Source organism: Ensifer sp. Root142 (assembly GCF_001426785.1).
GTDB lineage: Bacteria > Pseudomonadota > Alphaproteobacteria > Rhizobiales > Rhizobiaceae > Ensifer > Ensifer canadensis.
On the sequence record NZ_LMFK01000012.1, the window covers coordinates 790352 to 812200 of the forward strand.

At 63.1% G+C, this 21849-nt stretch carries 25 protein-coding genes and 2 pseudogenes; 8 read left to right on the top strand and 19 right to left on the bottom strand.

The window, feature by feature from the left end:
• Positions 1-41 precede the first annotated feature (41 nt).
• The gene (locus tag ASD52_RS16295; RefSeq protein ID WP_025426255.1) at positions 42-830 is read left to right on the top strand and encodes a L,D-transpeptidase family protein; all 789 of its coding nucleotides are present in this window, start codon (positions 42-44) and stop codon (positions 828-830) included.
• 141 nt (positions 831-971) lie between these two features.
• Here the strand turns inward: ASD52_RS16295 and ASD52_RS16300 are convergent, their stop codons facing one another.
• A complete protein-coding gene (locus ASD52_RS16300) occupies positions 972-1448 on the bottom strand; it encodes a MarR family winged helix-turn-helix transcriptional regulator (protein WP_057224830.1) in 477 nt (158 codons plus the stop codon).
• 117 nt (positions 1449-1565) lie between these two features.
• Between ASD52_RS16300 and ASD52_RS16305 the strand changes: the two genes are divergently transcribed.
• A complete protein-coding gene (locus ASD52_RS16305; protein WP_025426257.1) occupies positions 1566-1988 on the top strand; it encodes an organic hydroperoxide resistance protein in 423 nt (140 codons plus the stop codon).
• Positions 1989-2211: 223 nt separating this feature from the next.
• Here the strand turns inward: ASD52_RS16305 and ASD52_RS16310 are convergent, their stop codons facing one another.
• A complete protein-coding gene (locus ASD52_RS16310) occupies positions 2212-2424 on the bottom strand; it encodes an alkylphosphonate utilization protein (protein WP_025426258.1) in 213 nt (70 codons plus the stop codon).
• A 201-nt stretch (positions 2425-2625) separates the two neighbouring features.
• Positions 2626-4188, bottom strand: coding sequence for a helicase HerA-like C-terminal domain-containing protein (locus ASD52_RS16315; protein WP_025426259.1), 1563 nt, complete (start codon positions 4186-4188; stop codon positions 2626-2628).
• 355 nt (positions 4189-4543) lie between these two features.
• Here ASD52_RS16315 and ASD52_RS16320 point away from each other — a divergent pair, with 355 nt between their 5' ends.
• Entirely contained in the window at positions 4544-4936 is a 393-nt protein-coding gene (locus tag ASD52_RS16320) for a DUF2780 domain-containing protein (protein ID WP_053250731.1), read from the top strand.
• Here the strand turns inward: ASD52_RS16320 and ASD52_RS38435 are convergent.
• The 4 genes from ASD52_RS38435 to wrbA all read right to left on the bottom strand — a co-directional run bounded on the left by ASD52_RS38435 (position 4920) and on the right by wrbA (position 7460).
• Positions 4920-5345 carry an MBL fold metallo-hydrolase gene (locus ASD52_RS38435; protein WP_128090419.1) on the bottom strand — a complete coding sequence of 142 codons (426 nt, stop codon included), beginning with the start codon at positions 5343-5345 and terminating at the stop codon, positions 4920-4922. The genes ASD52_RS16320 and ASD52_RS38435 overlap by 17 nt on opposite strands.
• Positions 5346-5455: 110 nt before the next feature.
• Complete coding sequence (locus tag ASD52_RS16325) at positions 5456-5638, bottom strand: hypothetical protein (RefSeq protein ID WP_156612976.1); 183 nt, start codon at positions 5636-5638, stop codon at positions 5456-5458.
• On the bottom strand, positions 5635-6828 hold the full coding sequence (locus ASD52_RS16330; protein WP_057224801.1) for an MFS transporter: 1194 nt from the start codon (positions 6826-6828) through the stop codon (positions 5635-5637). Before ASD52_RS16330 ends, ASD52_RS16325 begins: the two co-directional genes overlap by 4 nt.
• Positions 6828-7460 carry an NAD(P)H:quinone oxidoreductase gene (wrbA, locus tag ASD52_RS16335; RefSeq protein ID WP_025426263.1) on the bottom strand — a complete coding sequence of 211 codons (633 nt, stop codon included), beginning with the start codon at positions 7458-7460 and terminating at the stop codon, positions 6828-6830. Before wrbA ends, ASD52_RS16330 begins: the two co-directional genes overlap by 1 nt.
• Before the next feature lie 130 nt (positions 7461-7590).
• On the opposite strand from wrbA, the pseudogene ASD52_RS16340 reads away from it, so the two are divergent.
• Positions 7591-8498, top strand: a pseudogene (locus ASD52_RS16340) (LysR family transcriptional regulator).
• Positions 8499-8507: 9 nt separating this feature from the next.
• Here ASD52_RS16340 and ASD52_RS16345 read toward each other — a convergent pair.
• The 3 genes from ASD52_RS16345 to ASD52_RS16355 all read right to left on the bottom strand — a co-directional run bounded on the left by ASD52_RS16345 (position 8508) and on the right by ASD52_RS16355 (position 11893).
• Positions 8508-9668: an MFS transporter gene (locus ASD52_RS16345; protein WP_025426264.1), complete on the bottom strand. Its 1161-nt coding sequence runs from the start codon at positions 9666-9668 to the stop codon at positions 8508-8510.
• 119 nt (positions 9669-9787) lie between these two features.
• Complete coding sequence (locus tag ASD52_RS16350; RefSeq protein WP_025426265.1) at positions 9788-10624, bottom strand: aldo/keto reductase; 837 nt, start codon at positions 10622-10624, stop codon at positions 9788-9790.
• An 87-nt stretch (positions 10625-10711) separates the two neighbouring features.
• On the bottom strand, positions 10712-11893 hold the full coding sequence (locus ASD52_RS16355) for an MFS transporter (RefSeq protein ID WP_025426266.1): 1182 nt from the start codon (positions 11891-11893) through the stop codon (positions 10712-10714).
• Between the two features lie 139 nt (positions 11894-12032).
• On the opposite strand from ASD52_RS16355, the gene ASD52_RS16360 reads away from it, so the two are divergent.
• Positions 12033-12926, top strand: a complete 894-nt coding sequence (locus ASD52_RS16360) for a LysR family transcriptional regulator (protein ID WP_025426267.1) — start codon at positions 12033-12035, stop codon at positions 12924-12926.
• 25 nt (positions 12927-12951) lie between these two features.
• On the opposite strand, the gene tam is transcribed toward ASD52_RS16360, so the two are convergent.
• The 5 genes from tam to ASD52_RS16385 form a co-directional block, all read right to left on the bottom strand.
• Positions 12952-13725: a trans-aconitate 2-methyltransferase gene (gene tam, locus ASD52_RS16365; RefSeq protein WP_025426268.1), complete on the bottom strand. Its 774-nt coding sequence runs from the start codon at positions 13723-13725 to the stop codon at positions 12952-12954.
• Between the two features lie 12 nt (positions 13726-13737).
• Positions 13738-14400, bottom strand: a complete 663-nt coding sequence (locus tag ASD52_RS16370) for a haloacid dehalogenase type II (RefSeq protein ID WP_025426269.1) — start codon at positions 14398-14400, stop codon at positions 13738-13740.
• A gap of 181 nt (positions 14401-14581) precedes the next feature.
• On the bottom strand, positions 14582-15142 hold the full coding sequence (locus ASD52_RS16375) for a phosphatase (protein WP_025426270.1): 561 nt from the start codon (positions 15140-15142) through the stop codon (positions 14582-14584).
• A gap of 112 nt (positions 15143-15254) precedes the next feature.
• Entirely contained in the window at positions 15255-16295 is a 1041-nt protein-coding gene (locus ASD52_RS16380) for a zinc-dependent alcohol dehydrogenase family protein (protein ID WP_025426271.1), read from the bottom strand.
• Complete coding sequence (locus ASD52_RS16385) at positions 16267-16827, bottom strand: GNAT family N-acetyltransferase (RefSeq protein ID WP_025426272.1); 561 nt, start codon at positions 16825-16827, stop codon at positions 16267-16269. Before ASD52_RS16385 ends, ASD52_RS16380 begins: the two co-directional genes overlap by 29 nt.
• Positions 16828-16981: 154 nt before the next feature.
• On the opposite strand from ASD52_RS16385, the gene ASD52_RS16390 reads away from it, so the two are divergent.
• Positions 16982-17863 (top strand): branched-chain amino acid aminotransferase, encoded by an 882-nt coding sequence (locus ASD52_RS16390; protein WP_025426273.1) that lies wholly within the window; start codon positions 16982-16984, stop codon positions 17861-17863.
• Positions 17864-17884: 21 nt separating this feature from the next.
• Here ASD52_RS16390 and ASD52_RS16395 read toward each other — a convergent pair.
• The 3 genes and pseudogenes from ASD52_RS16395 to ASD52_RS16405 form a co-directional block, all read right to left on the bottom strand.
• Positions 17885-18325, bottom strand: a pseudogene (locus tag ASD52_RS16395) (phosphotransferase); the annotation flags it as partial.
• Between the two features lie 24 nt (positions 18326-18349).
• Positions 18350-18679 carry a hypothetical protein gene (locus tag ASD52_RS16400; protein ID WP_025426275.1) on the bottom strand — a complete coding sequence of 110 codons (330 nt, stop codon included), beginning with the start codon at positions 18677-18679 and terminating at the stop codon, positions 18350-18352.
• Between the two features lie 175 nt (positions 18680-18854).
• Positions 18855-19190, bottom strand: a complete 336-nt coding sequence (locus ASD52_RS16405) for a hypothetical protein (RefSeq protein ID WP_025426276.1) — start codon at positions 19188-19190, stop codon at positions 18855-18857.
• Between the two features lie 224 nt (positions 19191-19414).
• Between ASD52_RS16405 and ASD52_RS16410 the strand changes: the two genes are divergently transcribed.
• Positions 19415-20017: a superoxide dismutase gene (locus tag ASD52_RS16410; protein WP_025426277.1), complete on the top strand. Its 603-nt coding sequence runs from the start codon at positions 19415-19417 to the stop codon at positions 20015-20017.
• Between the two features lie 229 nt (positions 20018-20246).
• Complete coding sequence (locus tag ASD52_RS16415; protein WP_025426278.1) at positions 20247-21131, top strand: metallophosphoesterase; 885 nt, start codon at positions 20247-20249, stop codon at positions 21129-21131.
• Here the strand turns inward: ASD52_RS16415 and ASD52_RS16420 are convergent.
• Positions 21097-21792, bottom strand: coding sequence for a YafY family protein (locus tag ASD52_RS16420; protein ID WP_025426279.1), 696 nt, complete (start codon positions 21790-21792; stop codon positions 21097-21099). The two genes, ASD52_RS16415 and ASD52_RS16420, sit on opposite strands and share 35 nt — an antisense overlap.
• Positions 21793-21849: the final 57 nt, after the last annotated feature.

Below are 21849 nucleotides of genomic sequence, written 5' to 3' on the forward strand. Positions count from 1 at the left end.
AGCACTCCAGTTCGTCGCGCACTCAAGCCTTTCAGAGTTCGATGTCCTCTTCAGTTATTTTCTCCCGTCGCCAGTTTCTCCGCACGTCCGGTATTGCGCTCGCCTCCGCGGGCCTTGCGAGCTGCACGTCTTCGATGAACACCGATCGCTTCCGCCAGGAAACTGCGCCGATCTTTCGCAATCCTGCTCTTGAAGGGCGTTGGGTCGATCCGCGTGCCGAGGTCATTCTGGAAGGCCCTGCCTATGGAGGTCCGTTGCCGACGGGCCTGCCGCCGCAGAGCGCCTATTTCGGCGATATCTATGCCGCTGTCGACGATGGCGGCAATCAGATCCCGGCCGTGCCTTATCGCCAGATCGATGCACGCTTCTATCGCCAGGAGGTCAGCGATCCCTTCGGCGAGCGTCCGGGCACGATCGTCGTCGATACCGGTGACAGGTTCCTCTATCTGATCCAGCCGGGTGGCAGCGCATTGCGCTACGGAGTTGGTCTCGGTCGCGAGGGCTTTGCCTGGTCGGGCCGCGGCGTCATCCAGTGGAAGAAGAAGTGGCCACGCTGGACGCCGCCCGATTCGATGATCGCGCGCCAGCCGAAGCTGGCAAAGTATTCCGCCAGCAATGGCGGCATGGCACCTGGTATCGACAACCCGCTGGGCGCCCGCGCGCTCTACATCTTCCAGAACGGGCAGGACACGCTCTACCGCGTGCATGGCTCGCCCGAATGGCAGTCGATCGGCAAGGCCGTTTCGTCGGGTTGCGTGCGCATGCTCAATCAGGATGTCATAGATCTCTATGACCGCGTGCGAGGCAAGGCGCCGATCCTCGTCGTCTGAGCTGCGCTTACAGCGCCGCAGGTTGGATCAGTCCGGGCGTTCGACCTGCGCGCCCGGTTTCTGTGCTGCGCAAGATCGGCGCGACAGCCACGATCCCGGCACGTTTCTCAAGTTTTGAAATTTCGACGTTGCCGCCCGCGATCAGACTTCGCTCTCGCCGGAGGAGAGCCGTCGCGTCAGCTGATGTAGGGTTTCCCTGATTTCACGGGCTTCCTCCAGGCTGCAGCCCGACGCCTTGCCGATATCAGCGAGAATGCCGAAAGCCTCCGTCTTGAGGTCATGACCCTTCTCCGTCAGGCTGACGATCACCTGCCGTTCGTCGCCGGGATCGCGTTGCCGACCGACATAACCTGCCGCCTCTAGCCGTTTCAGCAGCGGGGACAACGTTCCCGAATCGAGCCCGATCTCTTCGCCGATACGCTTGACCGTCATTCCGTCCTGTTGCCAGAGCGCCAGCAGCACGAGATATTGCGGATAGGTGAGGCCAAAACGATCGAGGAGCGGCTTGTACGCGCGGTTGAAGGCATGCGCAGCGGAATAGACGGCGAAACAGAGCTGTTTACCGAGCGTCAGCGCTTCGTCCGGGAGCATGTCGAATTGTGCCGCTTTGATCGTCATCTCAGCATTGTCGCAAATTTGGGCCGAAAATGCAATTTGCAAAATTAATTTGCGCACAATTTAATTTTGCAGTATGTAATTCTCATTCGACAACGAAACGCAAAGGAGACCCCGCCAATGCCCATTCTCTATCGTACCACTGCATCCGCAACCGGTGGCCGCGCCGGCCAGGCCAAGAGCGCCGATGGCGTTCTCGACGTTACGTTGACCGTGCCGAAGGAACTTGGCGGCGACGGCGCCCGCGGCACCAATCCCGAACAGCTCTTCGCTGCCGGCTATTCCGCCTGCTTCCTCGGCGCGCTCAAATTCGTCGCCGGCAAGGAGAAGGTAAAGCTTCCGGAAGACACCACCGTGACGGGCACGGTTGGCATCGGCCCGCGCGAAGACGGCACCGGCTTCGGCATCGACGCTGCACTCGAAATCACTTCGCCGGGCGTCGACAAGGCGGTTCTCGAAGATCTCGTCCAGAAGGCGCATATCGTTTGCCCCTACAGCCATGCGACCAAGGGCAATATCGACGTCACGCTGACGGTCGCCTAGAGCCTTTGCAGGAAAGTGCGAAGCGGTTTTCCGTCAGGAAATGCTTGGAAACAAAGAGGCCGAGCGTTTGCGGCTTCGTTTAAACCGGAAACGCTCTAAGCCTCTCGTTTCGCTAATAAACAATAAAGCCCGGCTCCCGCCGGGCTTTATTGTTTGTCTGCTCAGCTTCGCGCGTCATTGACGGCGAGGGCGCGCTACCCGTTTCCTGCCGCGCGCAGCAGCATCAGGCCTTCTTCAGGAATTCGGTGCGCAGCACGAGGCCCTTGATCTTCTCGACCCGGCACTCGACTTCGTCAGGATTGTCGGTGAGGCGAATGCCCTTGACCACCGTGCCGCGCTTCAGCGTCGTCGAGGTGCCCTTGACCTTCAGGTCCTTGATCAGGGTGACGTTGTCGCCGTCGTTGAGGATGGCGCCGTTCGAGTCTTTCACGTCCATGGGATGTCCTTTCAAGATGCAGGCACGCCCTGATCCGGCGGATCAGGGCGTGCAGAGATGGTCTATTCTATCGCCGCGGCGGACAGCGTCCGCGCCGTTGCGCTGCGGCGCTTCCGCTTTAGAGGAGCCGGGGAAACGCCCTCGCTCCTGCCTTTCCGTATCTCCTGACGGAAAACCGCTTCGCACTTTCCTGGAAATACTCTAGCGCCTGCTCAGGCTGCCAAGGATGCCGCGAACCAATGCGCGGCCAACCTGGGTTGCAACGGTGCGGGCAACCGATTTCATCGCCGCTTCCACCACGGTTTCGCGTTGATATCCGGAGGAGCGCGGACGGGCCTGCTTTCCGGCCGGGGCCGCAGACTCGTCGTCGCCGAAGCCCGGAAGCGTCCAGCGGCCACCGCCGGTATCGGCTTCCACCGGCGCCTGCTCGGCTTGCTGCTGCGCTTCCGCCACCTTCTTGGCGCGCGCCGTCAGCATTTCATAGGCCGAATCTCGGTCGAAATCTTCGTCGTACTGGCCACGGACGGGGCTGACATCCATGACCTTCTGCCGCTCTTCCGCCGTCAGCGGGCCGACACGCGATTGCGGCGGGCGCACCAGCGTGCGCTCCACCATCGACGGCGCGCCCCTGCCTTCGAGCGTCGAGACCAGCGCCTCGCCGGTGCCGAGATTGGTGATGACGGTGGCGCAGTCGAACTCCGGGTTCGGGCGGAAGGTGTCGGCGGCGGTCTTCACCGCCTTCTGGTCGCGCGGCGTATAGGCGCGCAGCGCATGCTGGACGCGGTTGCCAAGCTGGCCGAGGATCGTTTCCGGCACGTCGAGCGGGTTCTGCGTCACGAAATAGACGCCGACGCCCTTGGAGCGGATGAGGCGGACGACCTGTTCGACCCGCTCGGTCAGCACCTTCGGCGCATCGTTGAACAGCAGATGCGCCTCGTCGAAGAAGAACACCAGCTTCGGCTTCTCGGGATCGCCGACCTCAGGCAGCTCCTCGAACAGCTCGGACAAAAGCCACAGCAGGAAGGTCGCGTAGAGGCGCGGGTTCATCATCAGCTTGTCGGCGGCAAGCACCGAGATCGCGCCGCGCCCGTCATTGGTCGTGCGCATGATGTCGGTGATCTTCAGTGCCGGCTCGCCGAAGAAATGTTCGGCGCCCTGCTGTTCCAGGATTAGCAGTTCGCGCTGGATCGAGCCGACGGAGGCCTTGGAGATGAAGCCGAACTGGTTGGAAAGCTGGGTGGCGTTCTCGCCCATGTAGTTGAGCAGCGCCTGCAGATCCTTCAGATCGAGCAGCGGCAGGCCGCCCTGGTCGGCGATCTTGAAGGCGATGTTGAGCACGCCTTCCTGAGCGTCCGTCGCATTCATCAGCCTCGACAGGAGGAGTGGACCCATTTCCGACATGGTGGTGCGGACGCGGTGGCCCTTTTCCCCGTAGAGATCCCAGAAAATGACCGGGAATTCCTGGAACTCGTAGGGGTTGGTCGGCAGGCCGATCTGTTCGGCGCGCTTGAGGATGAAGTCTTTGGCCTCGCCGATCGCACCGATGCCCGAGAGGTCGCCCTTGACGTCGGCGCAGAACACCGGAACGCCGGCGTTGGAAAATCCTTCGGCGAGGATCTGCAGGGTAATGGTCTTGCCGGTGCCGGTGGCGCCGGTGATGAGCCCGTGGCGGTTGCCGAATTTCAGCTCGAGATATTCGCCTTTGTTGATCGTATCATCCGGCTTGCGGCTGGCGCCGATAAAGAGCTTGCCTTCTTCCACCATGTGGGCTTCATCTCCGTTTCATCAATGAAAGCGGGCGGTTCGCGGCATGTCTGCCGGGCCCGTCATCGAAATGTGGCTCGTTCCTGTTATAGGCGGTGCTGCTCCACCCGGCAACAAGGTGATTGCGGCGCGCAACCCGAAACCAGCGGAGCTGGTGGCGGCCGATCGGTCGCATTGCCAAGCGGTCACGACCGTGAAACGATTGCCCCGAGCCGCGGAATTGCGCCGCTACGCGATGCGCGGAGAGCTGCTTGAAAGCTGGTGGATTGCCCGGCATTCCATCCATCGTCGCTTGTTATTTCGGAAGCGATCATTTACCTTGACGTCAACGTCAAAATTCAACGAGGAGTTATCCATGAATGAACTGGTCACGCGCGTAGCGGAGAATGTCGGCCTAGAGCCTGCGACGGCTGAAAAGGCTGTCGGCATGATCCTCGGCTTCCTGCAGCGCGAAGCGGCTGACGGTCCGGTCGCCCAGATGATCGAATCGATCCCGGGCGCAACCGACCTGATCGCACAGTACAACGGCGAAGGCACGGGCGGCGGCGGTCTGCTCGGCGGCCTGATGTCGGCGATCGGCGGCGGCGGTGTCATGGCGCTCGGCCAGCAGCTGATGAGCCAGGGCCTCGGCATGGGCGAGATCACCTCGCTCGCCAAGGAAACCATTGCTTTCGCCAAGGAAAAGGCTGGCGCCGATGTCGTCGACGAAGTTGTCGCCTCGGTCCCGGGCCTCAGCCAGTTCGTCTGATCTCTTTCGGCTCTGCTTGAAGAAAACCCACCGGCGCCAGCGCCGGTGGGTTTTTTGTTGTCTTGGTGTCGTACCCTCGATCGACGATAGAGCGTTTCGGGTTTGGACGAAGTCGCAGAAACGCTCTATCTCTTTGTTTTTTACGGATTTCCTGACGGAAAATCGCTTCGCACTTTTCCTGGAAATGCTCTAACCATCGGCACCGTGCTTCAGCCGCCGCGTCATCGCATCGATCTGGCGTTCCGTTTCCCGTACCTCGGTCTGATGAAGCGGCAGTCCCTTTGCCAGGCTCGGCACGACGCTGGCCATCGTCCCAGAGAAAGCAGGCCGAGCCCGCCGTATGCCCAGGTGTGGGGATCACTTCAAAATCCGCGGAAGGCAGTTCGCGATCAGCAAAACCACCGGCCATTCGGCAATGTGCCCGGATCTGCCGGCGTTCCAGGGTCCAAACAGCGGTGCGCCGAGGTGGTCTGAGGCCCAATCGCAGGAGGGCATCGCCTGGTGATGGTGGTTGATGTGCTACCGTGCGATCGCGCCCACCGAAACGAGGCCTTCGGCCTCTTCGGCCAATTGCCGCGAGGCGCAGACGAGCAGGGTGCCAGCATCGCGACGAAGTACGAAGGCGCGACCGGTGAAATTGGGGGCGAAGCTGAGCCGTTCCGCCCCGGCGCCGTAGAGGGTGTCGAACAGATGCTCCATCACGCTTTCTTCTGTTCCTTAACAGGAAGGGCGCGATCAAGAGTTGTCGCCAGCAGGATGCAGGCGAGTGCGCCGATGCCGATGAAGGCCGCACCGGAAGTCCAGCCGTAAACTTCGATCGCGGTTCCGACAGCAACAGATCCGATGAGCTGCCCGAGATTGCTGCCTTGCATCAAGAGGCCCATCGCCATCGGTGCGGGCGCCGGGCTTGGCGACAGCATCGGTACGGTCGATATCAAGGTCGCAGGGATCAGTCCGCCAATCGCCGAAAATAGCACGCATGATGTAAACGTCAGCAAGTCACCCGACTGCGAAAGGAAGATCCAGAGGCCGGCAGCGCCCATCAGCGTGGCTGCAGTGATAACCAGACGACTGCGGCCGACGCCGCGGGACAGCATGTGGCCGGCGGCAAGATTGCCGATGACGTTGGAAAGCGTGATGAGGGCACTGAGCACCCCAGCCGTTCCAAGCGCGACGAGCAGGATCGGCAGGAAGCTGGACAGGGTGAACGTCATAAGGCTGTAGAGGGCGAAAAGGGCGAAGAGCAGCACCGGCCCTCGGCTTTTCACCGTTGCGATCACGTCCGCGTGGAAGCCGCCAGCGGATGGGCGGGGCCTGCTCTGCGAGGGCGATATCGCTGCAATGATCGTCAACAGGCTGAGGAGCGCGACGAGGCCGTTGATCCACCAGATTGCCTGCCAGGAGGCAAACAGAGGACCCGTGAGCATCGCGATTGCCATGCCCGCCGGCATGAAGCAGCTCCAGACCGCAAAGACCAGATCACGCCGCCCGGAGCCGACAATGCGCATGAGGATCGCCGGACCGGCAACGACGACGAGCAGGAAACCGAACCCCTCGAAGATGCGGGACAGGATGAGCAGCGTGAAGTTCTGGCTCGCGGCACCGGTGATGATGCCGAGCAGGAGGATGCCCATGCCGACGCCGAGCATGCGCCGGTCGCCGATGGCCGCGACCATGGCTCCGGCCGGCATGCCGCCGACAACGCCGACGATCGCAAAGACGGAGGTAAGCCAGCCGAGTGCGGTCAGGTCGAGCCCGAGATCGGCCTGCAGCAGGGGGCCGGCGATCAGCCCCTTGCCCACCTGCATTGCGGCGACCATGCCGGCGGCAACGACCGCCGTTACTGCGGTCCAGCTGGTCCTTTCCGGGACGAAAGCGACGACCGTCGACATCAGGCCACCTCCGCCACACGCGCCCGGCCGGCGACCAGCGCCCGCGCCAGTTCGGCGACGTGGCGGCCCTGGAAGCGTGCACCCTCCAGATCGTTGGTGCTTGGCTGCCGGTCGCCGCCATTGCCGTCGTCGGCGAGCGTCGAGGCGCCATAGGGCGAGCCGCCGCTGATCTCATCCATGCGCATCTGGCCCTTGAAGCTGTAGGGCAGACCGGCGATCACCATGCCGAGATGCAGCAGCACCGTGTGTGTTGCCAGGATCGTCGACTCCTGGCCGCCGTGCTGGCTGCCGGTCGAGGTGAAGACGCTGCCGATTTTTCCCACCAGCGCATCCCTGGCCCAGATGCCGCCCGCCTGATCGAGGAAGTTCTTCATCTGCGCGGCCATGTTACCGAACCGCGTCGGCGTGCCGATGATGATCGCGTCATAATCGGGCAGTTCGGCAACGCTTGCGGCGGGTGCGTCCTGGTCGCGCTTGTAGCCGGCATTGATGGCGACGGCTTCCGGTACGATCTCCGGCACCCGTTTCACCGCAACGCTGGCGCCTGCGGCCCGTGCGCCTTCCGCAACGGCTGCGGCCATGGTCTCGATGTGACCGTAGGAGGAGTAGTAAAGCACGAGGATCTTTGTCATTTCCGGTTCCCTTGTTGCGCTTGCTTCGGTCTGCGGAGCGTTCGCGGCCGCTGATGTCAGGCAGGATGGGTGCTTTCATCGATCTGAAAAAGTGATATAAAATGCATCAAACTGATCTATGGAATCGATCATGATTGACGCCTTGACCCTGGACCAGATGCGGACTTTCGTGGTGGTTGCCGAAAGCGGCAGTTTTCGCTCCGGCGCTGCCGGCTGTCCCGCGTCCAGTCTGCCGTCAGCCACGCCATCGCCAATCTCGAGGCCGGGCTCGGGGTTTCCTTGTTCGATCGCTCCGGCCACCGGCCGGTGCTGACACCCGAAGGCCAGGCTCTGCTTGCCAATGCGCGCGATATCCTGTTGCGCGTCGATGCCATGCGTGCCCGCGCCCGCGGCCTCGGCGAGGGCATCGAGCTGGAACTGTCGCTGATCGTCGATACGCTGTTTCCGATTGTGACCGTCGGCGCTGCACTGAAGGAAATGCGGGTGGCCTTTCCCTCGGTTGCCATCAGGCTTTCGGTTTCGCCGCTCGGCGGCCCGCTCGATGGCCTGATCGAGCGACGCTTCACGCTCGGGATCATGGTGGGTGAAGATTTTCGCGATCCGGCGATCGGCCGGCAGGCGCTGACGGACGTCCAGCTGATCGCGGTGGTGGCCGCGCAGCATCCGCTGGGTCTGAACGCCGTCAACGGCGTGCTCGGCAGCCCGGAGCTCGCCGACCATCTGCAGATCGTCCAGTCGGATCCCTCGCAGCGATCGGAGGGGCGCGACTTCGGCGTGCTTTCGCCGCAGACCTGCCGAGTCAGCAACCAGGATACCAAACATGCGATGATCCTGGCGGGGCTCGGCTGGGGGCGGTTGCCGCTGTGGCAGGTGGAGCGCGATCTCGCCGAGGGCCGGCTCGTTCGCTTGCCTACGGCCTCGCTCGGCCGCAACAGCCAGGTCGCCGCCGAGGCCTATCTCGTGCACCGGATCGACGAGCCGCTCGGGCCGGCGGCGCGTGTTTTTGGCGACGCGCTTACCCGACTTTGTCGGCGCTGACGGCCGCGCCTATCTCCTGCCGGCGACGGCGAATATCAGCGTGAACATGACCAGTACCATGCCGACCCCGAGCGGACCGGCAGTGGGATTGATCAGCGCCATGAGAAAGCCGGTGGCGCCCGATCCGGCCGCGCTGCCGGCAGCATAGGCCAGCGAAAAGGCGGCACTGCCAGCCACCAGCATGCTGCCGCGATATTGCTCGCCGAGCATGGTCAGCGCTGCCGTGTAGAGGGCGAAGCTGGCAGCGCCGATCAGCGCGAACAGCGCCAGCAAGAGCGGTGCCGACGTCACCAACGGAATGGCGAGATAGCCGGTTGCCGCCACCGCGGCTGCAGTAATCGCCACCCGCCGACGCGGCAACTTGTCGAGCAAGACACCAATGAAGGGCTGCGCCAGTGCCGTCGGCACCGCAAGCACCGTCACGCTCAACGCCGCGAAGGCCTGACTGTGGCCGGACTTGACGAAATAGACCGGCATCGCCGAGATCGCCGCAATATCGGCAAAGCCGAACATCAGCACCATCAGGATCAGGGTCGGCGCGTGCCGGAAGAACGCGAACAGATCGCGCGTCGAAGATGGCTCCGGCCGCGTCCGCGCGCCCATCGTCAGAAGGCCGGTGAGGAAGGCGACGAGCGCGATATAGATCGCCAGCAACGCAAAGCCGAGCCCGCCGCTGGTGCCGAGAAGCGGGATCGCCAGCGGCCCGGCGGCAAAGCCGCCGCACATGCCGGCGCCGTAGAGGCCGGATACCCGGCCGCGCAGCCGGTCCGGGCAGGCGGTGTTGAGCCAGGCTTCGCCCAGCATGAAGACCATACTGACGAAGAAGCCGAGCGCGAAGCGGGCGATGAACCAGACCGGAAGCGAGGAGGTGGACGCAAGTGTTGCGAGGCAGAGGGAACAGCCGCAGAGGCTGGCGATGATCAGCTTGTCTGCGGAGGCAAGTCGCGTCAGATGCCCGAGCAGCAGGGTCGCCGCGGCAAGGCCGGCGGCAAAGCCCATGGCATTGAGACCGATCGTGGCGGCCGAGACGCCGCGGCCTTCCAGCGACAGCGAAATCAAGGGATAGGTGAGCCCTTGCGCGACGGAAAAGGCGGTAACGCCAAGCACGACGGCGATGATGGCCGGCCAATCCGGAGCGATGTCGCCCACCTCAACGGTTTTCGACGTCATCGGCCCCTCCCATCGACAGTGCGTCCCCTGGGGAGATCGGCATCGATCTCCCCAGGGGATCTGCATAGATCATCCGCCGCCGGTTTGGAACTCGACCGGCGGCGGATCGGCAACTATTGTCAGGCGGCCTTGTCCCACACCGGCGACAGACCCTCGGGGCTGACGATGCGGCCGTCCGGACGGGCGAGGCCATGGATCGCCGCCATCTCGCCGTCACCAAGCGCGAAGTCGAAGATGTCGAAGTTTTCCTTCAGGCGCTCGATCGTTGCTGTCTTCGACAGGGTGATGACATCCTTCTGCTGCACCAGCCAGCGCAGCGTCACCTGCGCCGCGGTCTTGCCGTGGCGCGCACCGATGTCCTTCAGCAGCGGATCGTTCGGGATCTTGCCGTTGGCCATGGCGTAGTAGGCTGTGATCGACATGCCGTGCTTGCGGGCCGTGGCGAGCACCTTCGTCTGGTCGAGATAGGGATGGTATTCCACCTGGTTGGTGGCAACAGGCGCGTCGCTGAGTTTCACCGCCTCTTCCATCTGGGCGGTGTTGAAGTTGCTGACGCCGATGTGGCGGACCTTGCCGGCCTTGTGCACTTCATTCAGTGCGCCGATGCGCTCGGCCATCGGCACGTCGCTACCACCCGGCCAATGCAGGAGAAGCAGGTCGACGTGATCCGTCTTGAGCTTCATCAGGCTCTCGTCGACAGAGGCGAGAAAATCGCGATGGGCATATTTGTCGACCCAGACCTTGGTGGTGAGGAAGATATCGGCGCGGGCGATACCCGATTTGTGGATGGCTTCGCCGACTTCAGCCTCGTTGCCGTAGATCTGGGCGGTATCGACGTGGTGGAAGCCGAGCTTCAGCGCTTCCGGCAGCACGCGCAGCACGTCGGCACCGGGCATGCGAAAGGTGCCGAAGCCGAGCGCCGGGATGTTGGCGCCGTTGGAATTGACCGAATGCATGTGGGAACTCCTTGTTTTTGCAGAACGCCCGGCCATCGGCCGGGCGGGAAAGAGGCGAGGGTATAGGTGGGCCAGTTGGCCGCTTGGTCAAGCCGGCTGGGCGACTGTTTCTGCCTTGCGATCGAGTGCGCCGCTCAGAAGCGTCAGCAGCAGCGCGCCAACGACCAGAACGGAACCGACGACCGGCGTCATGCCGAGGCCAAGCGACGAGGCAACGATGACGCCGCCAAGCCAGGCGCCGATGGCGATACCGAGGTTGAAGGCGGCAATGTTGAGCGCCGAGGCGACGTCGACAGCGCCGGGCCGATGCTGCTTGGCAAGCTGCACGACGTAGAGCTGCAGGCCGGGCACGGTGGCGAACGACAGGAAGCCGAGGCTTGCCAGTGTCACCAGCGTCAGGACTTGCGACGTGGCCGTGAAGGTGAAGAGCACAAGGACGACGGCTTGAGCAAGGAAGAGGCCAACCAGCGCCTTCACCGGATCGCGGTTGGCGATCTTGCCGCCGGCGATGTTGCCGATCGCGATCGCGACGCCGTAGAGCACCAGGATCAGGCTGACGGCGCCTTCGGAAAAGCCGGTGATTTCCTGCAGGATCGGCGCCAGGAAGGTGAAGGCGACGAAGGTACCGCCATAGCCGAGCGCGGTCATGGCGAAGACGATCAGCAGCCGACCAGAGCCGAGAACGCGCACCTGGTCGATCAACCTTGCCGGCGGCGCCTTGGTCAGCGTGTTTGGCAGCAGCGTGGCGATGGCGGCAAGCGCTATGACTCCAAGCCCGGTGACAGCCCAGAATGTGGCGCGCCAGCCGAAGGTCTGGCCGATCCAGGTGCCGAGCGGCACGCCGGTGACGATGGCGACCGTCAGGCCCATGAACATCATGGCAATCGCCGAGGCACGGCGATCCTCGGGCACGAGGTCGGCGGCAATGGTCGAGCCGACGGAGAAGAAGACGCCGTGGGCGAAGGCGGAAATCACGCGGGCAATGAGCAGAGGCTCGTAGCTCGGCGCCAGTGCCGCCGCGGCGTTGCCGATGATGAACAGCGCCATCAGTCCGACCAGCAGCGGCTTGCGCTCGATCCGGCCGGTGAGCGCCGTCAGGATCGGTGCGCCGAAGGTGACGCCGAGCGCGTAGACGCTGACGATGAGGCCGGCAAGCGGCAGGGTGATGTTGAGATCGTCGGCAACCGTCGGCAGCAGGCCGACGATGACGAACTCGGTGGTTCCGATCGCATAGGCCGCGATCGTCAATGCGAAGAGTGCAATGGGCATGACAAGACCTTTTCCCGTCCGGCTGGGAGGACCGGGCGTTTTGGTGTTGATGTGTTCGACGGGAATATGAGGGTGGAGAGCTTGCGCGATAATCCGTATAATCGGATAAACGGCTGTGAACTGAATTCATAGGTGAGTGATGGACAACCGCGCCGGTGAAATGGAGGTCTTCGTCGCCGTCTGCGAAACGCGCAGCTTTTCTGCCGCCGGCCGGCGGCTGAGGCTATCGCCATCTGCGGTCAGCAAGCTGGTCACCCGGATCGAGGATCGGCTGGGCACGCGCCTGCTGGTGCGCTCGACCCGGTCCCTGCAATTAACGCCGGAGGGTGAAGTCTACCTGCAACGCGCCCAACGCATTCTGACCGAGATCGCCGAGACCGAGCAACTGGTTGCGGCCGGCGGCCGGCTCTCTCCCCGCGGGCTTCTGCGCATCAACGCATCGGTCGGCTTCGGCGAGCGCTACATCCTGCCGCTCGCGCCGGAATTTCTCGAACGTTATCCGGAGGTGCGCCTCGATCTGACCCTGACGGACAGCCTGATCGACGTGGTCGGCGAACGGGCCGACGTGGCGATCCGCACTGGCCCCTTGCGCGATTCGTCGCTGAAGGCGCGCAAGCTGATGGAGAGCCGGCCGGTGGTGATCGCGTCACCGGCCTATCTGGCCAGACACGGCGTGCCGCAGACGCCTGCCGACCTGGAAAATCACAATTGCATTCGCTTCAACTTCCGCCGCAGCGTCGACGAGTGGGCCTTCCGTGCCCCCGGCCAAACTTCGGCCGAGCTTCTGTCGGTCTTCGGAAATCTGCAGGTCTCGAGCGGCGCGATCGTCCAGCAGCTTTGTCTCGCCGGTGTCGGCATCGGCCGTATCGGCCGCTTCCACGCTGAGCCGGACTTGGCCGCGGGACGGCTGGTTGCGTTGCTGGAGGATTATCGGCCGGACGAGATCGAAACGGTCTACGCCGTCTATGCCGGCCATGAACATCTCGCGGCCCGCATCCGCGCCTTCATCGACTTCCTGGCCGAACGGATCTGATGCATGGCCCGCGGGATGGTGTGTCTTAGTCGGCCTTGACGGCGACGACGAAGAACCTGGGAAAGCGCAACAGCACCCGGCCGTCGCTCATCGCCGGATAGGCGTCACGGATCCGGTCGGTATAGGCTGCAGCAAAGGCGTCGCGTCGCTCAGGCGGCAGCGCATCGAGATAGGGGCGCAGGCCCGTGCCCTTGACCCATTCGACGATCGCTTTGGTGTTCGCCAGCCGGTGATAGTAGATCGTGTGCCAGACCTCGATATGGGGCGCATGGCGCGACAGACGCTCGACATAGACAGTCGGTGCCGGCAACGCATTGCGGCGGATCGTCCGGCCCTCGAAGGCATCGGCGAAGTCGGCGCTGCGGGCCGTTTCTTCCATCAGCAGATGGGTCGGTTGGTCGATATTGTCGGGCATCTGCACCGCCAGCGTACCGCCGGGCGCAAGCGAAGCGGTCAGCCGTTCCAGCACGTCGAGGTGATCGGGCAGCCACTGGAAGACGGCATTGGCGAAGAATAGCGACGCGCCCTTCGGCGGCACCCAGGTCGCCAGGTCAGCCTTCTCGAAGGTCAGGCCCGGCAACCGCTTGGCGGCGGCCAGCAGCATGTTTTCGTCGCTGTCGAGGCCGGAAAGGGAGGCGTCCGCAAATCGCTGGTGGATCAGTTCGGTCGAATTTCCCGGGCCGCAGCCAAGATCGAAGGCAGGACCGGAGGGCAGGTCCGGAACCTGCGCCAGCAGATCGCGTGCCGGCCGCGTGCGTTCGTCTTCGAATTTCAGGTATTGCGACGCCGACCAAGCCATTGAGACAAAACCTCAGATACCGAATTGCAGACTTTCGAGCGAAGGCAGGATCAACGCCGGCCCCTGGTCACGATATTCGTCAGGCATGTCGGCCCGGTTGATCCAGACCGTGCGGAAGCCGAACTTCGTCGCCCCTGCAATGTCCCAGCGGTTTGACGACTGGAAGGAAACCGCATGCGGGTAAAGCCGATAGCGCGTGGTGACGAGATCATAGACCGCTGGTGCCGCCTTGTAGGTCTTCACCGTGTCGACGGAGAAGACGTCGTCGATGACGATCTCGAGCGCTGCATTGTGCACCGCTGCAGCCAGCATATCAGGTGAACCGTTGGAAAGGATCGCGAGCCGCGCTCCGCGCTCCTTCAGCCCTTTCAGAACGGCGGGAACCTCCGGGTAGCAATCGAGCGTCCAATAGGCATCAAGCAGCGGTTTCCTCAGCTTGCGGTCGGCGGAAGGGAAGCGGGAAAATGCGTAGTCGAGCGATTGCTCGGTCAGTTGCCAGAAGTCCTGATAGGCGCCCATCAAGGAGCGCACCCAGGAATATTCGAGCTGCTTGGCGCGCCAGAGTTCGGAGAACGCCTGTCCGTCCGGACCGATCTCGGCGGCATGGCGCCGAACCGCCGCATGCACGTCGAAAAGCGTGCCATAGGCATCGAACACATAGGCCGCGTGGGACATTCTTTCCTCCCGTCTGTCATCCCCGGCCACACAGCGGGACAAAATGTCATACCCCGTAAAAGCGTGGCCGAAAACAAAGGCTTACCGCATTGTGCCGGTGTTGGCACGCCGCGAATACCGTTCTTTTGCGCGATCATGTCAAAGATTTGTGCGTTGCACAACGGCATTGCGCCACCAGGCGTCAGCCTTTGCCTGGTTTCCAGACCTTTGCGGGGAAGCGGAGGGCCTGTTTGGCAAGCTTTCCCTTGAGCCCGAGCGCCGCATCGCAAAGCCCGACCACATGCCGGTTCGGCTTGGCTTCCGGCCGCAGGGCATGCAACGCCGCGGCCGCTTCCTCGGGCGACATGTACCGCGCAAGAATGCCGAGGCTCAGTGCCGTCGCGCGGCCGATGCCGCGCAGACAGTGCACCAGCAGATGCGCATCCTCAGGCAAGCCGTCGATAAAATTGAAGGCCGCCTCGATCGCGTCCGGACGGGCGGCGTCAGGAGCATCGGGGTCGGTGGCGTCGCCGAAATAGAGTTCCAGGTGCTTTTCGGGCGGCAGCTCGATCATCGACAGCAGCCGGCTCGCCGGCGCCCGCATCGAGATCAGGTGCGTCGGTGCCCAGAGCGCCCGATTGTGCCGCGCCTCCGTTTGTGAACTGATGACCATCTGGATGGGCCATCCGTTCGGATGGGCCGGATTGGCATTAAGAACGGGGCTGTAGAGTTCTTCCCCGGTGGCAGCTGCCGCTAGCGCCATGACAGGACCTCGTCGTGATTCTTCCTGTGGTGATTTTGCCCTGAAACCGGTTCTGACTTAAGGGCAAAATCGCATCCGCAGCCAAAAGCAAACAGGCTTTGGAATGTCCCCTTCAGAACCGTGTGATCACGCTGATGCCGAGATCGGTGGCGCGGTCCATCGAAACGAGGGCAGGGATCGCTTCCTCGAGCGAGATCTCGCGGCCGATCAACTGTTGCGGATTGAGCTTGCCGCCAGCGATCATCGACAGCATGGCGTCGTATCGCCAAGCCTGCATGCCATGGCTGCCATAGATCTCGAGCTCGTGGCCGATCACCTGCGCCATTGGGATTTCCGGCGTGGCATGGTCGCCGAGCATCAGGCCCACCTGCACGTGGCGGCCGCGCCGGCGCAGGTTCTTGATCGAGTTGAAGCAGGTGACGGGATGGCCGAGCGCGTCGATCGAGACATGGGCGCCGCCGCTGGTGATCTCCTTCACGGCACCTGCGACGTCGTCCGTGTCGCGGCCGTTGACCGTGGCAACGGCGCCGAGCTTCTTGGCGAAGGCGAGTTTTTCTTCGGAAATGTCGATCGCGATCGGATGTGCGCCAAGTGCAGCAGCAATCATGATCGCCGAAAGGCCGACACCGCCGCAGCCGTGAACCGCCACCCATTCGCCGCCCTTGACCCGTGCCTGGTCGGCGACGGCGCGAAACGAGGTGGCAAAGCGGCAGCCGAGGCTGGCGGCAGTCTTGAAGTCCATGTTCTCAGGCAGATGCACCAGGTTCTGGTCGGCGAAATCGAGTGCGACATATTCGGCAAATGAGCCCCAATGGGTGAACCCCGGCTGGAACTGCGCCTCGCAGACCTGCTGGTTGCCCGAACGGCATTCGCCGCAGCGGCCGCAACCGGAAACGAAGGGTACCGTCACCCGGTCGCCGACCTTGTAGCGCATCACGCCGCGGCCGGTGGCGGTCACGATGCCGGCGAGCTCGTGGCCCGGCACGTGCGGCAGGCGAATGTCGGCGTCGTGCCCCATCCAGCCATGCCAGTCGGAGCGGCACAGACCCGTCGCCTCGACCTTGACGACCACGCCGTTTTCGGTCGGCGTCGGATCGGCAAACGTGCGAATCTCGGGCGTCTTCTCAAAGGCGTCGTAGTACATGGCTTTCATCGGGGCACTCCTTGCGATGTCTGGCCGGTGCGGCGCGACCGTCTATGTGCCGCGCCATCAGAATTTCGTCGACCTCTTCCTCGCCGTCGAGCAGGCCACCTGGAACGCGCCCGATTTCGTGGAACTCTTCGCGCCTGTAGAAGCGGATGGCCGTCTCGTTGTCGGCGCGGGCGACGAGCTCCAACATCCGGATGCCGGTCGAGCGGGCATGGTCGGTCAGGTGTGCAAGAAGCTCGCGCGCCACGCCGGAACCGCGCGCCTCGCGGCGCACATAGACCATGATGATGGTGGCACGGTGCGCCATCCGGCTGGAGCGCTGGCGCATGAGTCCCATCATGCCGACAGGCTCACCCCCGTCGAGCGCGACGAAGACGGTGTTTGCGGCGAGCCTTGCCTGCCATTCCGCCGTCGACAGCCGCGCCCAATCCGCCGCGGTGGAAGCGAAGGCTTGCGGCTCGCGCTGCAGCGCCTCCAGCCGTATGCGGCGGAAGATTTCCACGTCGTCCTGATCAAGATGCCTGATGATGTGCACGTCTGCCCCTTTGCCCTGCGAGAGAGACTACGCGAGAGGCCGTTCCGGTGCCAGAATGGACGCCATGACATTTTTTGATGTACCCATTCACCCCCATGCTGCTTTTTCGAGCTATGGCGGAAGATACGGAAGACAAAACGTGAAGGAGACGCAGATGGCCGTCGATACATCCCCCCGCTCAGTGACCTGGACCTATGTCGACGGCGAATGGCTGTCCGGCAATCCGCCGCTGATCGGCCCGACCTCCCATGCCATGTGGCTGGGCTCGACCGTGTTCGACGGCGCCCGCTTCTTCGACGGCATCGCGCCGGACCTCGACCTGCATTGCCAGCGCGTCAACCGCTCGGCAACGGCGCTCGGACTGAAGCCGACCGTGAAGCCGGAAGAGATCGAGGCCTTGACCTGGGAAGGCGCCAAGAAATTCGACGGCCAGACCGCGCTCTACGTCAAGCCGATGTATTGGGCCGAGCATGGTGCGGCCGGGATGGTCGCCATCGATCCGGAATCGACCCGCTTTGCGCTTTGCCTGTTCGAGGCGCCGATGGGTAACGGCCATGGCGGCTCGTCTCTGACCCTGTCGCCGTTCCGCCGGCCGACGCTCGAATCCATGCCGACCGATGCCAAGGCCGGCTGCCTCTATCCCAACAATGCCCGCATCCTGACCGAGGCGCGGTCGCGCGGCTTCGACAATGCGCTGGTGCGCGATATGCTCGGCAACATCGCCGAAACCGGCTCGTCCAACGTCTTCCTGGTCAAGGATGGCGTCGTGTTCACGCCGGCCGCCAACCGCACCTTCCTTGCCGGCATCACCCGCTTCCGCGTCATGACGCTGTTGCGCGAAGCCGGTTTCGAGGTTGTCGAGGCGACGTTGTCGATGGCCGATTTCGAGGCTGCCGATGAGATCTTCACCTCCGGCAACTATTCCAAGGTCCTGCCGGTCACCCGCCTTGACGACCGTGACCTGCAGGCCGGACCGGTCGCCGCCAAGGCACGCGATCTCTACATGGATTGGGCCCATTCGAGCCAGGACGCCTAACGAGATCGACTATGGCGCGGGTCAGGTTGCCCGCGCCACGGTCGCGGCCCAGGTCTCGACGCTGCGCAGCATCGTCGGCGCATGCTCGGGATCGTCAACGAGTTCGGCCAGTTCCGACAGCCGGTGCACGCCGGTCAGCACCGCGATGCGCCGGCGGTCGAGGGCCCGACCCGTCAGTTCTTCATAGGTTTCGACAATCCGCGCCGTCAGATCCGGCGAAATGAAGTTCGAATAGATGAACTCACGGTGAAGCGGGCCAATGCCTGAATCGGCAAAATCATAGATGCCGTTGAGCCGGCGCTCCCCATGGTCGAAGGCCATGTTCCAGCCATGGCCATCGAAGAAGCCGTAGGTGGAGCCGTGCGGGTCGGGGCCCAGGCGCTCGAAGGCTTCGACAGTTTCCGCCGCCAACGTGGCAAGGTCGGCCGGAAGAGCCGGCAAGGCCTTGCCCCGGATCGTCTCCACCGTTGGTCCGTGAAAGGCTGCTTAGCGCCCCTGCACGATCTTTATGAGGTTGACCGTAGGTTGGCCGGGGCGGACGTCCGCATACTTCAGCCGGCCCGATGCCAGAGCGCTCGTCAACCGCTTGCAGGTCAACGCCTGGACCTTGTTGATCGGAACGCTCATGATCAACGCGCCAGTTTCGAGGTCGGATTTCGACCATCTCTTGCTGATGCAATCCTTCACAATCGCTCTCTGAAGCGCGGGGCTGCCTTGAACCGCCGTCTGCACCGTCTCATACTCGCGCTGGCTTGGGGCGCAGGAGGCTAGGGTCAAAAGGGTAAACGCGAACGAAGCAATATGGATCGGTTTCATGGCAATCTCCGGTTGGAGAATTGCCGGTAATTGTGGCGGCTGTGATTCGCAACCCTGACGTTGGGCGGTGCGGTTTCCGGCCGGTTGCTCGACGATGAGAGCCGGAAACCGCTTGCATGAGCGCTTGTGCGCGCAAGCTCGCGCGGGCCTGCGATCACAGATCGCCGGCGACAGCCTACTTGTCTGCGGCCGGTGCCACGACCGTGACGGTGTCGGCTGCCAGTTCACCGCCGATTTCCACCGTCTTCTTCTGCTTGTCGTAGACGCAGATCTGGGTGACGGCATTTTCGGCGCCCTTGGGCTTGCCCGAGACCAGCGCCAGCCCGAAGCTTTCCGAGCCGAACGGATCGACGACGACGACCGGCTTGTCGAGCGAAGGGGCGGCCGCAATGCACTTCTCCGAAACGTCGGCCCGGAATTCTTCCCAGGCATCGCCTGAGGACGCATGGGCGCCGGTCGCGGCAAATCCGGTTGCTGCCACAAGGGCAAGGGTCAGGATCGGGCGATGCAGCATGTTCAGTCCTTATTCTCAACTGGTTGCAATGGGTGCACGCTGCCCGCGAAACGTGGCGCGAATGTGCTCGGGCCGCGGGCGCTTTCAAAATGATGTTGAAAGTATATTCCGTGGGTTGAGGAAAAATTGGCATCGCATCGGTTGCCTCCGTCAAGGCCGGTGCCTATGTTCCCGCTCACAGATTTCTTTGACGAAATCCCATGCCAAGAGGAGATGCCCACATGGCTTTCGAATTGCCGAACCTTCCCTATGACTACGATGCGCTGGCGCCCTACATGTCGCGCGAGACGCTCGAGTACCACCACGACAAGCACCACCTCGCTTACGTGACCAACGGCAACAAGCTTGCCGAGGAAGCCGGTCTCTCCGACCTCTCGCTCGAGGAAGTCGTCAAGAAGTCCTATGGCACCAACCAGCCGCTGTTCAACAATGCCGGCCAGCACTACAACCACATCCACTTCTGGAAGTGGATGAAGAAGGGCGGCGGCGGCACCAGCCTGCCGGGCAAGCTCGACGCAGCCATCAAGTCGGATCTCGGCGGCTACGACAAGTTCCGTGCCGATTTCATCGCGGCTGGCACCGGCCAGTTTGGTTCGGGCTGGGCATGGCTTTCGGTCAAGAACGGCAAGCTCGAAATCTCCAAGACCCCGAACGGCGAGAACCCGCTCGTTCACGGCGCTTCGCCGATCCTCGGCGTCGACGTCTGGGAACATTCCTATTACATCGACTATCGCAACGCGCGCCCGAAGTACCTCGAAGCGTTCGTCGACAGCCTGATCAACTGGGATTACGTACTCGAAATGTACGAAGCGGCTTCCAAGTAAGCCTTCCCAAGCCTCGACTTCAGGACCCGGCGCTTGCGCCGGGTCTTTTCGTTTGGGGGTGACCGGTGGAGGCGGGATGCTCGGCCGTCACCAACGTGTCATCGCCCGGCGCTACTGCATGTTTCCTTAAATCGTCTTCGATTTAAGGATAAAAACATGCAGCAATTCAAAGTGCTACAGCAACCTTTGCGCATCTAATAGGACGCGCAGCGCTGTAGGGAGAAGCACCATGCACGCAGACACATCACCTCTCCTCCGCTTCGGCGTCATCGCCGACCCGCAATATGCCGCTGTGGAACCGAACCTCGTCCTCGGCCGCTATTATGCCAACAGCCTGACGAAGCTCGCCGAAGCGATCGAGACCTTCAACGCCGAAGACCTCGCCTTCGTGGTGACGCTCGGTGATATCATCGATCGAGGCTGGCAGAGCTTCGATGCGATCCTGCCGCTCTACGACAAGCTTCGTCATCCCAAGCATTTTCTGCTCGGCAATCATGATTTCGGCGTCGATCCGGAGAAGCTCGGGCAGGTTTTCGGCCGGGTCGGCATGCCCTCGCCCTATCAGACATTTGCGATGGCCGACTGGCGGTTCGTGTTGATCGACGGCAACGAGGTCAGCCTTTTCGCCCCGCCACCCGGCGACCCGCGGCGAACCGCAGCCGAGACGTGGATCGAGACGCTGAAATCGCAAGGGGCCGATAACGCCCATCCCTGGAATGCCGCGCTCGGCGACGTGCAGTTCGCCTGGCTGGAGGAGACGCTGCGCAAGGCGGAGGCTGCCGGCGAGCAGGTGGTCGTCATGGGCCACTACCCGGTCTATCCGCCGAACGCCCACAACATGTGGGACAGCCAGCGCATCGTCGATCTCTTCGGTCGTTTCAAAAACGTCGGCGCCTATTTCTGCGGTCACAACCACGACGGCAATTACGGCCTCGCCGACGGCACTCATTTCGTCAATATCAAGGGCATGGTCGAGACGCCGGATACGACAGCCTATGCGATCGTCGAGATCCATGCGGACAGAATGGCAATCCGCGGCTACGGCCGCGAAACGGATCGAACCCTGCAGTTGGAGACGATCATGCCCCGCCTGGTTGTGGCCGCCAGCCGCTGATCCAGAGGTCCCGCAGGCCTTCGCCTTCGCCTGGAAAGAAGTCGTCGGTCGCTTCGCAATGTTCGACCCGATCGGCGCGGAAGTTGCGGATCGCCTGACGCAGCTCGCACCAGGCGACGATATTGGCGGTTTCGGAATAGTAGATCAACGCGACCGGCCGGATCGTCCGCTCGGTGGCGCGGCCGAGTTCGTCGCGATAGTCGATGCCGAGCTTGCGTTCGTCGCGGATCGCGCGACGCACCAGTGCCAGATCGACGCCGGTAGGTGAGGGTGCCACCGTTCCCCAGGCATGCAGCGCCTGTGAGCGAAGCGCAAGCCGCAGCGGTTCTGGCACAGCACCTGTGATCTTCTGATTGACGCGGCCGGCTGCCGCCCTCAGCTCCTCGTCTCCGGTGCGCGCCAGCAGCGCCAGCGCCAGTACGATCGCCTCGGTTTCCTCGATCGAGAACATCAGCGGCGGCAGGTCGAAGCCGGGGCGCAGGATATAACCGATGCCGCGACCACCTTCGATCGGCACGCGCATGGCCTGTAGGGCGGCGATATCGCGATAGATCGAGCGCGGCGTCACCTCCAGCGTCTCGGCCATTTCAGCGGCGGTCACCGGCTTTCGGGCCAGCCGCAGGATCTGGATAATCTCGAACAGGCGCGAGGCCTTGCGCATCGAAAAAACTCCGCTGTTCCAAAACGCTCCTGACAAGACCCTGTCAGTTGGCGACGC